Here is an 11,043-nt window from a genome sequence, read left to right on the forward strand (position 1 = left end):
CGCCACCGCCTCTGGCGTCGGCGCGGGCAGGGGTGCAAGACCGCGCCCGCCAGCTCAGGGAAGGTCTCGGCCAGAAGCGCCGCCCCGCTGCCGATCAGGGTCGACCGTGCGTCTCCGGCCGCAGCCAGGATGCGGTCGCGCGCCGTCTCCAGCGGCAGGGCCTCAGCCTCACCCAGCGGCGCGCCGTCGCGGAACAGGCGCGCATAGACCTGGCCCCGACGCGCATCGATCACGGCGGCGACCATCCCCTTCGCGGGAACCGAGGCGGCCAGAGCGTCCAGCGTAGAGACGCCGACCACCGGCCGATCCAGCGCCGCGCCCAGACCGAGCGCAAAGGCCAGACCGACCCGCAGGCCGGTGAAGGAGCCCGGCCCGACCGTCACCCCGATGCGGTCGATCCCGCCGAAGCCCCCCGCCTCGGCCGCCGCATCGCGCGCCAGACCGCCCAGACGCTCCTGATGCCCCTTGGCCATGACCTCCGCGCGCACGCCCAAGGCGTAGGGCGGGGCCGCATCCGCCTTGCCCGTGAACACCCCCGCAACGCAGGCGCCCAGCGCCGTGTCGATGACCATGACCTTCATGGTTCTGTCCCTAATGCGAAACCGCTTCGGATGCGACCGCCACGACGCCGGGCGTCGATCAGGCGCCCGCCATGGCCTGGGCGACCCGCGTCAGGGCCCGGCGCGCGCCTGCGTCGGGAATGCGAGCGAAGGCCTCGGCCAGACCCCGCCCCTCGGCGCTGGCCAGAACCGGATGGACCAGCTCGACCTCCCCCTCGGCGCTGGGGCGCGCGGGAAAGAAATCGGCCACCGAACATCCCATGGCGGTCGCCGCCTGATGCAGGCGCGAAGCAGAGACGCGGTTGGCCCCCGTCTCATATTTCTGAATCTGCTGGAAGCTGACGCCCAGTTCCCGTCCGAGAACGGACTGAGACCAGCCCAGGGCGGACCGCCGGGCGGCGATGCGCAGGCCGACGGCCTGGTCGATATGATGGCTGCGACGCGACATGACCCCTCCGGTTTCAACCAGAGCGTTTCATGACCCGCGCTAGAATGCAACTATTTTGTTTCATTCATCGTCAAGGCGACCGGTGACCGCCGACATCGACTGGATCTGCGAGCGCGCGATCCGCTCCGACCGATCCAGACCGCCCGCGCCGAAGACCACCACTTCCGCATCGTCGGCGCGATCATAGAGGCGAACCTTCTGAACACCGTCGTCCATCTGGATAATGCAGCCCTGTCCCCGGCGCGGCCAACGCCCCGGCGCATATTCCAGCACCGTCCCGGCGGAGGCCCAGGGCGTCAGTTCATCCGTCTCCAACCGCAGCCGACGCGACGCGATGGGAGCGCCCTCGAACGCCCGGCCGCGCGCCGAAACTCCATTGGCGGCAAGGACTTCAGGTGAAGCCGACTCGCCTTCCAGCTGCAGGACCAAGGCTTCAGGCGTGGCGTCCAGGGCGCCGGTCAGGCGGCGCTGAACGTCTGGACGGAACAGGCTGGAGCGCTTGCCCGCCTCATACAGGCCCCAGCCCTGGCTGGTCATGCCGATCCGCTGGCCCGCCTCAGCCTGGCTCAGGCCGCGCTCGCGCCGCAGCGTCGCCAGGGCCTCGCCCAGGGCGCGCGCCTGGGATGTCTCGTCCGAACCGCTCATGGCGCCATCATGCCCGACGACGCGCCGTCCGACGAGTGTTTCATGTGAAACAGGGCGGCGCTTACAGCACCTGTTCGACGCTGGTCACTTCGGGGACGTAGTGGCGCATCATCTGCTCTACCCCGGCCTTCAACGTGGCGGAGGAGGAGGGGCAGCCGGCGCAGGCGCCGCGCATCCGCAGGCGCAGCACGCCGGTCTCCTCGTCGAAATGGTCAAACAGGATGTCGCCGCCGTCCTGAGCCACGGCCGGACGGATGCGGCTGTCGAGCAGGCTCTTGATCTCGGCCACGATCTCCGTGTCCTCGCCGGCGTCCTCGGTCGCCGTTTCGCCCTCGCGCACCAGCGGCGCGCCCGAGACGAAATGATCCATGATGACCGACAGGATCGGCGCCTTCATCTCGGTCCAGTCCGGGCCGTGGGCCGCGCGGGTGATCGAGACGTAGTCGGCGCCGAAGAAGACGCCCTCGACCCCTTCCAGCTCGAACAGAGCCTCGGCCAAGGGCGAGGCCGCCGCTTCGTCGATCGTGCGATATTCCAACACGTCCTGAACCGCGACGTCGCGGCCCGGCAGGAACTTCAGGGCGTTGGGATTGGGCGTGGCTTCGGTCTGGATGAACATGAGCCCCAGATGCGCCCTGCCGCGGCCCGGTTCAAGAGGGCGCGCTGTCCCAGACCGGAGCCGACCACGCACTCATGCTCGCGCCGCCTCGCCCCACGTCGCTCAAACCGCGAGGCCCCGCGGGCCGAGCATAGGGACCCTCAAATCAAGCCAGATCCAGAATCTCCGCCTCGGTCAGTTCGCCGGGGACGATGGTGACCGGCAGCTTGCGGCCCGTGAAGGCGGCGCCCTGTTTCAGCACCGCCGAAACCAGAGGGCCAGGGCCGCGCCCGTTAGCGCCGGCGGCCAGAATCAGGATCTTGATGTCGGGATCGTCGCCGACCGCCTTACGGATGGCGGCCTGCGGATCGCCTTCCTCTATCAGGTAGACGGGAGGAGCGCCGGACGTCTCGGCGACCTTTTCCCCCAGCCGGGCCAGCAGGGCTTCCGCCTCCTCGCGCTGCTGGCGGCGGATTTCGTCGCGGACGCCGGACCAGTGCTCGTCCGATCCGCCGACCAGGGCGCGCAACAGCACCACATGGCCCCCGGTCGAACGCGCGCGGCGTGCGGCGTAGGCCAGGGCGGCGTCCAATTCGGGAGTGTCGTCGACGACGACGAGGAACTTCCTGGGCATGGGCCCTCCGGTTCGCTGAACAGCAGGCGCCACCTAAACCGACCCCGCCCCAAACGCCAAGGCCCGCCCGCCTCGCCAGATGACGAAACGGACGGGCCCTGATTGCGGCGCCGACGCGAGCCGCTCCTGTTCGAGCGCCTCATGCGCTCAAGCAGTGAGCGACCGCGTCGCGAACGTAGCGCGTGACGCCGGGCTCTCGCCCGGCGTCACCTCGCTTAGGAAGCTGACGCCAGCACCTCGCGGATCTCGCCATTGGCGATGGTCAGCTTGGCGAAGGTCCAGCCGGAGCCCGAGGTCTCGATCTCATCGACCGAGGCGCGCAGGGCCTCCACCTGATCCATGCGAGCGCCGATCCAGGCGTCGACCGCCTGTTCGGCGCTGTCCTCGCCGGCGCCCGCCGCCTGGGCCGAGGCCTTGGCCACGGCGCGGGTCAGCTGCTGCTGCTCGGTCATCAGATCCTGGATCAGGCGACGCACGGCCAGGCGATCGAAGCGATCGCCGGACGGCACCGACCCGGCCGCCACGCGCAGGCGGTCGAAGTCGAAAGCGGCGCCGACCTGGTGATAGACGCGGGCCATGGCCGGGGCGTCCCAGCCCAGTTCGCCCGACAGGTCGCCGATGTCGGCCGTGGCCACCATCGGACGCAGCATGGCGATGTCGCGGGCCAGCTCTTCCGGCGCGCCCAGACCGATGAAGGTCTGGACCCGACCTTCATAGCGGGCGTGCTCATAACGCGACAACACTTCCGGGCCGGCGGCGCGCAAGGCGTCGGCGGCGGGCTGATAGGCGGCGATCATGCCGCCGACAGTCGTCTCGGTGCGGGCCGCGCGGCGCGCCAGCCAGAAGGTCTGGCGACGCAGGACCAGGGCGATCTCCTGATAGAGGGCCGTCTGAGCCTCGGCCGGAATCTTCAGGTCCAGGGCCGACACCGCCTTCCAGGCCTCGTCGAGGCGGAAGACGTGACGCGCGGTCTCGAAGGCCGTGACCATGGCGGCGGTGTCGCATTCCGCCGCCGCGCGCAGGCGATCGGGGAAGGTCGGCCCGGCCATGTTGACGATCTCGTTCGACAGCACGGTGGCGATGATGTCGCGACGCAGGCGGTGGCCCTTCATATCCTCTTCGAACTGAGCCAGCGGCGCCGGGAAGTATTCCAGCAGCAGGCGTTCGAAGAAGGCGTCGTCCGGCGCCGTCGAGCCGACGATCTCGTCGAACAGCTCCAGCTTGGAATAGGCGGTCAGAACCGCCAGCTCCGGCCGAGTCAAGGCCTGGCCCTGCAGCTTCATCTCGGCGATGCGGGCGTCGTCGGGCAGGTATTCGACCGCCCGGTTCAGCTTACCGATCGACGACAGGTGCTGCATGAAGGCCTGCTGAGAGTCCAGCGCGGCCGCGCCTTCGGCCTGTTGCAAGGTTAGGGCCAGGGTCTGATCGTAGTTGTGGGCCAGCACCTTGTCCGCGACCTCGTCGGTCATCGACTTGAGCAGGGCGTTGCGGTCCTCGGCCTTCAGATGACCCGAGGCGATGGCGCCGCCGGTCAGGATCTTGATGTTCACCTCGTGGTCCGAGGAGTCCACGCCGGCCGAGTTGTCGATGGCGTCGGTGTTCAGACGCACGCCCGCGCGGGCGGCTTCGATACGCCCGAGCTGGGTCGCGCCCAGGTTGGCGCCTTCGCCGACGACCTGCGCCCGGATCTCGCCGCCGTTGATGCGGATGGCGTCATTGGCCTTGTCGCCGACCTGCAGGTTTGTCTCGCCGGCGCCCTTGATGTAGGTGCCGATGCCGCCGAAGTAGAGCAGCTCGGCGCGGGCCTTGAGGATGGCCTGCATCAGAGTGACCGGATCGACGCTGTCGGCCTCGATATCCAGCAGCGCCTTGATCTGCGGCGTCAGGGCGATCGACTTGGCCGAGCGCGAGAAGACGCCGCCGCCTTCCGAGATCAGAGCCTTGTCATAGTCCTGCCAGCTGGTGCGCGGCGTCTCGAACAGGCGCTTGCGCTCGGCCCACGACTTCGCCACGTCCGGGTTCGGGTCGATGAAGATGTCGCGGTGATCGAAGGCGGCCACGACCTTGGTCGCCTGCGACAGCAACATGCCGTTGCCGAAGACGTCGCCCGACATGTCGCCGACGCCGACCACGGTGAAGGGCTCGGTCTGGATATCCTTGCCGAGTTCGCGGAAGTGACGCTTGACCGCTTCCCAGGCGCCGCGCGCCGTGATGCCCATTTCCTTGTGGTCGTAGCCGGCCGAACCGCCGCTCGCGAATGCGTCGTCCAGCCAGAAGCCGTAGGATTGGCTCACGCCGTTGGCGATGTCCGAGAAGGTCGCCGTGCCCTTGTCGGCGGCCACGACCAGATAGGGGTCGTCGCCTTCCCAGGCCACGACATTGGCCGGACGCACCGGGGCGCCTTCACCGACGATGTTGTCGGTGATGTCCAGCATGCCGGACAGGAAGGTCTTGTAGGCGCGAATGGCCTCGGCCTGCGTCTCCTCGCGCGTGCCGCCGACCGGCAGCTGCTTGGGATAGAAGCCGCCCTTGGAGCCGACCGGCACGATGACCGAGTTCTTGACTTGCTGGGCCTTCACCAGACCCAGAACCTCGGTGCGGAAGTCGTCGCGACGGTCCGACCAGCGCAGGCCCCCGCGCGCCACCGGGCCGAAGCGCAGGTGCGAGCCCTCGATGTGCGGCGCCCAGACGAAGATTTCGCGGAAAGGCTTGGGCAGGGGCAGGTCAGCCAGTTCCTGACCGGCGATCTTGATCGAGATGTGGGCCTTGGGCGTGCCCTCGGCGTCGACTTGATAGAAGTTGGTGCGCTTGATGCCGTCGATCAGGGCCGCGATGCGGCGCAGGGCCCGGTCGTGATCCAGGCTCTTCACGTCCTGCAGCAGGGTCTCGATCCTGGCGTCCAGTTCGGCGACAGACGCCTCGCGTTCGGCGACCGAGCCGCCGTGCGCCGGATCGAACTTGGCCTTGAACAGCGCCAGGATGGCGCGCGCCACGTCGGGGTACTCGCGCAGAGCGGCTTCCTGCACCGACTGCGACGGGTCCAGACCCGTCTGCTGGCGATAGCGGGCCAGGGTGCGGATCAGAGCCGCCTCGCGCCAGTCGACGCCCAGCTCGAGCACCAGGCGGTTGAAGCCGTCGCTCTCGGTGCGGCCGTTCCACACGGCCTTGAAGGCCTCTTCGAACGGGGTCTTGAGATCGGCGAACACCAGGTCGGCGCCACGCGGATCTTCCAGCAGGAAGTCGTGGATGTAGATCGGCTCCTGGCCGATCGTGCGCACGACGTGGTCGGATTCCTCCAGCGTCTTCAGGCCCATGTCGGCCAGGATCGGCAAGACGTCCGACAGCGGCACGGCCGAACCGCGGCGATACAGCTTGAAGCGGAACTGCAGATTGGTCTCGTCGGCCGTACGGAAGGCGCGCACCGCCACCGGCTCGGCGTGGACGCCGTCGGCGGCCGAGCCGTCGTTCAGGCGGTCGAACTGCTCCAGGTCGGCCACGGCCTCGGCCGCGTCATAGCGGGCGCGGAAAGCCACGCCGAAGCCCTCGGCCCAGCGGGCGCTGGTCGGGCCGACAGCGGCCTCGTCCACCCCGGCCAGGCGCAGGGCGCGCTCGAAGCGGTCGATCCAGCTGCGGCCGGCCTCGGCCACCTCGGCCTCAAGCGCCTTCAGATCCGGGATCGGATGATCGCCCGGCGTCACGCCGATGATGTAGTGGACGCGGGTCAGCGGCTGATCGGTCAGCTGCGGATACCAGGCCGAGACGCGGCCGCCCCAGGCCTGGGCCAGGATTCCGCCGATGCGCTGGCGCAGACCGGCGTCGAAACGCTCGCGCGGGATGAAGCACAGCACCGAGACGAAACGATCGAACGGATCGCGGCGCGTGAACAGGCGGATGCGCGGGCGGTCGTACAGGTGCAGGATGCCCAGCGCCGTATCCAGCAGCTCGTCCTCGCCGATCTGGAACAGTTCGTCGCGGGGGTAGTTCTCGAGGATGTTCTTCAGGCGCTTGTAGTTGTGGCTGCCCGGCGTCTTGCCCGCGCGCTCCAGCGCATTGGCGACCTTGCGACGGATCAGCGGCACTTCCTTGGCCATCTTGTCGTAGGCCTCGGCGGTGAACAGGCCGACGAAGCGGGTCTCGCCGGTCGGCTTGCCGTCGGCGTCGTAGCGCTTGACCCCGACGTAATCCATGTAGGCCCGGCGGTGCACGCGCGAGCGCATATTGGCCTTGGCCACGGTGACGGGATCGCTCTCGTCCATCTGGCGCTGCATGGCGGCGGTCAGGACGGCGGGCTCGGAGGCGCGGCGCAGGACGCGGCGCTCGGGATCGCTGAGCACGCCCAGGCCGTCGCTGGACTGGTTCAACGGCGCCTCGGCCTCATAGGAGCCGGACGCATCACGCGGATAGTCGTAGTCGCGCGCGCCCAGGAAGACGAAATGGTCGCTCTTGGCCCAACGCAGGAACTCGAGGTTCTCCTTCAGCACCTCGGGATCGACGCCCTTCGGCGGGGCGGCTTCAAGACGCTGGACGGCGTCGCGCATGGTCTGGACCATGGCGCCGTGGTCGCGCACGGCGACGCGCACATCGGCCATGGCCTGCGCCAGGCCCTCGCCCAGGGCGTCGCGGCGTTCCTGCGGCAAGGGGTCGATGACGACGATGATCAGGGAGTCGCGACGACCGGCCTCGACCTCGACGATGGGGTGGAACAAGGCGCGGACGGTGACGCCCGCCTCAGCCAGTTCGCCCAGGACGCTGTCGACCAGGAAGGGGTTGTCGTCCTGCAGGATCAGGATCTGGTCATAGCCGGTGTTGACGCCGGCGGCGTCGGCCAGCGGACCGACGGTGATGCGGGCGGGCTCGCCCGCCTTGCGGGCCTCGGCGCCGCGCCAGGCGCCGGCCAGCAGGACCGCCAGGTCGTCTCCGCCCAGCTCGGGCGTCTCATCCGCCGAATAGTCGTCGAAGGCCTGAGCCAGCAGGGTCTTCTCCGCCGCGCCCGGCGGCGCCGCAATCCGCGCGTAGGCCGCCTCCAGCGCTCCCAGGTCGGCGGGAACGGCGGGAACGATGCGCGAAGCAGCGGACATGACTCAGGTCTCGAACGGCGCGGTGGAAAACCGCTGGGGAAAACAGCCGCACCTTAGCGTCCCCGGCGAGAACAGCTAGGCCGCCGACGCCCCGAAAGACAGGGAATTTCAGTGTGCACCGCACCATGTGGCGCGGGAGGCCCAGTTGTGGACTGTTTTAGCCAAGCCCGCCGCAGAACAGAGAAATAAAAGCCCCAATTCAGCCGTGATCGGACAGAAGCGCGCGTCGGCATGAAGGAAAATCGGCCCCAGAAACGAACAAGGCCGTCGAACGGAGTCCGACGGCCTGCTCGGTCCGGCGCTCAGGAGGGGGAGGGGAAGCGCCGGCCTGGGACGTCGCGGTCCGGGAGGGGGAGGGGAGGACCGCGTCGTCGTGTGAGGATGAGATAGGCGTCGATTGCGGCAGTTCAAGGACAAGAAGACGAATATTTCTAGCTTTAAGCCTGCGGCGGGACGTCGCGCCCCAGTATACGATTCAACAGGGTAGAACCGCCCCGATTCTTGGGTGAAGATTCAGTTTTCTTATCCGGTTTCTTCGTTTGCTTGGCGGCATAGGGCTCGCCGTCGCCCGACAACAGCACGGCGATCCAGCGCGAGCCCTTGAACTCCGCCAGGATGGCCATGGCCATCACCGCCAGCGGGGTCGACAGGAACATCCCCGCCACGCCCCACAGCTTGCCCCAGAAGGCCAGGGCCAGCAGCACCACGATAGGGTCGATGTTCTGATTGTCGCCCTGCATCCGCGGCTGGACCAGATTGCCGACCAGGAAGAGCAGGGTCTGAAGACCGACGAAAAGGATCAGGGCGGGCCAATAGCTCTCGAACTGGACCAGGGCGAACAGCGGGGGGGCGCAGCCCGCCACGGCGCCGCCCAGCACCGGAATGAAGCCGACGATGAAGATGACAAAGGTCCAGAACTCGGCGTTCTGAAGCCCCACCGCCCGCATCAGCCCCCAGGCCACGGCGCAGATCATGGCCCCGGTCACGGCCTGGACCCACAGATAGCCCTCGACCCCGCCGCGCACGCGTTCGAACACCTCCAGCGCCTCCTGGCGCGGGCCGCGCTCGGGGAACATGCCGACCATCTTCTTGCGGAACCCCGCCTGCGAGGCCAGCAGGAAGCCCAGGTAGATCATGACGAAGAAGGCGCCGGTGGCTGCGCCCTGCACCTGGAAGGCCGTCGTGGTCAGCCAGCCGCGCATGTCGATGCCGGCGATCATGTCGTGCAGGGTCGGCGGATCGCTGATCCCGACCAGGGCCGAGACGTCGCGGCTGATCTGGTCGATGCGCGGGCCGATGCTGCCCGCCACGCCCGAGGCGTCGGTGAAGAAACCCGCCGCGCCGTCGACGATGATCCAGATCGAGGCCAGGAAGCCCAGCACCACCACGATCAGGGCCGCCGCCCCCGCGAAACGCGGAGGGATCGGCGTGCGTCGCTCGATGGCGCGCTTCACCCCGTCGATCATGATCATCAGGAAGACGGCCATGGCCAGAGGCGTCAGGATGTCCCTGAGCCAGTAGAGGGCCGCGCCCGCCGCCACGACGGCGATCAGCACCACCGCATTCGTGGCCGGGGAGGAATGACTGACGGTAATGGGAAGCTTCATGGCGGAAGTGTCGTCGTGGCCGGGAACGGCGTCAATCGCTGTAAACCGCGCCGGTTCCGCCTTGCGGCGACGGCGCGGTCGATTAAGCATGGCCGGGCACGCAGGAGACCCTCTTCATGACCGACGCCCCCGCCCTGTTTCTCGGCCAGTCCTTCGAGGGCGCGGCCGAACGGCTGCTGCTGAACCGGGCCAACCGCCACGGCGTCGTCGCCGGCGCCACCGGCACAGGCAAGACCGTCACCCTGCAGATCATGGCCCAGGGCTTTTCCGAAGCGGGCGTCCCGGTCTTCTGCGCCGATGTGAAGGGCGACCTGTCGGGCATCAGCCAGGGCGGCGGCGTCGAGAAGTTCGCCGAGCGCGCGGGCAAGATGGGTCTGACCCTGAACGGCAAGTCGGCCCCGGTCGTCTTCTGGGATCTGTACGGTAAGAAGGGCCACCCCATCCGCGCCACCGTGTCCGACGTCGGTCCCGTGCTTCTGGCTCGGATGCTGGAGCTGAACGACGTGCAGGAGGGGGTGCTGACCGTCGCCTTCCACGTCGCCGACAAGGAAGGTCTGCTGCTGCTGGACCTGGAGGATCTGCGCGCCCTGCTGGCCTATGTCGGCGAGAACGCCCAGACCATCGGCCGCGAGGTCGGCAACGTCTCGCCCACCTCCATCGCCGCCATCCAGCGCGCCCTGCTTCAGCTCGAACAGCAGGGCGGCAAGGCCTTCTTCGGCGAACCGGCCCTGCGTCTGGAGGACATGATGCGCACCGCCCTGGACGGCCGGGGCCAGGTGAACGTGCTGGACGCCACGCGGCTGATGAACAGCCCGCGCCTGTACGCCGCCTTCCTGCTGTGGCTTCTATCCGAGCTGTTCGAGCAGTTGCCCGAGATCGGCGACCCGGAGAAGCCGCGCCTGGTCTTCTTCTTCGACGAGGCCCACCTGCTGTTCAACGACGCGCCCAAGGGCCTGCTGGAAAAGGTCGAGCAGGTGGTGCGCCTGATCCGCTCTAAGGGCGTCGGCGTCTATTTCGTCACCCAGAACCCGGCCGACATTCCCGACAGCGTCCTGGCCCAGCTGGGCAACCGCGTTCAGCACGCGCTGCGCGCCTATACCCCCGCCGAGCAGAAGGGCCTGCGCGCGGCCGCCCAGAGCTTCCGCGCCAACCCCGCCTTCGACACGGCCGAGGCCATTCAGGCCCTGGGGGTCGGCGAGGCCCTGGTGTCGACCCTCGATGAAAAGGGCGCGCCGACCGTGGTGGCCCAGACCAAGATCCGTCCGCCGGATTCGCGCCTCGGCCCGGCCACTGAGGCCGAGCGCGCCGCCACGATCGCCGCAAGCCCCGTACGCGGCGTCTATGACACGGCGGTCAACCGCGAGTCGGCCGAAGAAGTGCTGAACGCCCGCCGCGCCCAGGCCGACCGCATCGAAGCCGAAACGGCCGCAGCGGCTGCCGAAGCCAAGGCGGCGGAAAAGGCGGCGCGTTCGA

The 11,043-nt window shown here is 68.6% G+C and carries 8 protein-coding genes; 1 reads left to right on the top strand and 7 read right to left on the bottom strand.

Going from position 1 to position 11,043, the window contains the following annotated elements; all coding sequences use genetic code 11:
- From tsaB to BDIM_RS15670, 7 genes are all read right to left on the bottom strand, one after another.
- The coding region (tsaB, locus tag BDIM_RS15640) for a tRNA (adenosine(37)-N6)-threonylcarbamoyltransferase complex dimerization subunit type 1 TsaB (protein ID WP_050796761.1) at positions 1 to 581 on the bottom strand (581 nt) is incomplete at its 3' end.
- Between the two features lie 58 nt (positions 582 to 639).
- Positions 640 to 1,008: a helix-turn-helix domain-containing protein gene (locus BDIM_RS15645; protein ID WP_003166538.1), complete on the bottom strand. Its 369-nt coding sequence runs from the start codon at positions 1,006 to 1,008 to the stop codon at positions 640 to 642.
- A 60-nt stretch (positions 1,009 to 1,068) separates the two neighbouring features.
- Entirely contained in the window at positions 1,069 to 1,653 is a 585-nt protein-coding gene (locus BDIM_RS15650; protein WP_050796762.1) for a helix-turn-helix domain-containing protein, read from the bottom strand.
- A 61-nt stretch (positions 1,654 to 1,714) separates the two neighbouring features.
- Positions 1,715 to 2,272: a NifU family protein gene (locus tag BDIM_RS15655; RefSeq protein ID WP_003166539.1), complete on the bottom strand. Its 558-nt coding sequence runs from the start codon at positions 2,270 to 2,272 to the stop codon at positions 1,715 to 1,717.
- 145 nt (positions 2,273 to 2,417) lie between these two features.
- Positions 2,418 to 2,885, bottom strand: coding sequence for a universal stress protein (locus BDIM_RS15660; RefSeq protein WP_003166540.1), 468 nt, complete (start codon positions 2,883 to 2,885; stop codon positions 2,418 to 2,420).
- A 215-nt stretch (positions 2,886 to 3,100) separates the two neighbouring features.
- Complete coding sequence (locus BDIM_RS15665) at positions 3,101 to 7,963, bottom strand: NAD-glutamate dehydrogenase (protein WP_040346428.1); 4,863 nt, start codon at positions 7,961 to 7,963, stop codon at positions 3,101 to 3,103.
- Positions 7,964 to 8,400: 437 nt separating this feature from the next.
- The gene (locus BDIM_RS15670; RefSeq protein ID WP_040346430.1) at positions 8,401 to 9,570 is read right to left on the bottom strand and encodes an AI-2E family transporter; all 1,170 of its coding nucleotides are present in this window, start codon (positions 9,568 to 9,570) and stop codon (positions 8,401 to 8,403) included.
- Positions 9,571 to 9,686: 116 nt separating this feature from the next.
- Between BDIM_RS15670 and BDIM_RS15675 the strand changes: the two genes are divergently transcribed.
- Positions 9,687 to 11,043: helicase HerA-like domain-containing protein (locus tag BDIM_RS15675; protein ID WP_040346431.1), on the top strand; the 1,357-nt coding region annotated here is incomplete at its 3' end.

This window comes from Brevundimonas diminuta ATCC 11568, assembly GCF_000204035.1.
GTDB lineage: Bacteria > Pseudomonadota > Alphaproteobacteria > Caulobacterales > Caulobacteraceae > Brevundimonas > Brevundimonas diminuta.

What these genes read in the sequence shown, in the direction of transcription:
- BDIM_RS15645 (WP_003166538.1), bottom strand. Translation starts at nt 1,008, where the DNA reads ATGTCGCGTCGCAGCCATCATATCGACCAGGCCGTCGGCCTGCGCATC.
- BDIM_RS15650 (WP_050796762.1), bottom strand. Translation starts at nt 1,653, where the DNA reads ATGAGCGGTTCGGACGAGACATCCCAGGCGCGCGCCCTGGGCGAGGCC.
- BDIM_RS15655 (WP_003166539.1), bottom strand. Translation starts at nt 2,272, where the DNA reads ATGTTCATCCAGACCGAAGCCACGCCCAATCCCAACGCCCTGAAGTTC.
- BDIM_RS15660 (WP_003166540.1), bottom strand. Translation starts at nt 2,885, where the DNA reads ATGCCCAGGAAGTTCCTCGTCGTCGTCGACGACACTCCCGAATTGGAC.
- BDIM_RS15665 (WP_040346428.1), bottom strand. Translation starts at nt 7,963, where the DNA reads ATGTCCGCTGCTTCGCGCATCGTTCCCGCCGTTCCCGCCGACCTGGGA.
- BDIM_RS15670 (WP_040346430.1), bottom strand. Translation starts at nt 9,570, where the DNA reads ATGAAGCTTCCCATTACCGTCAGTCATTCCTCCCCGGCCACGAATGCG.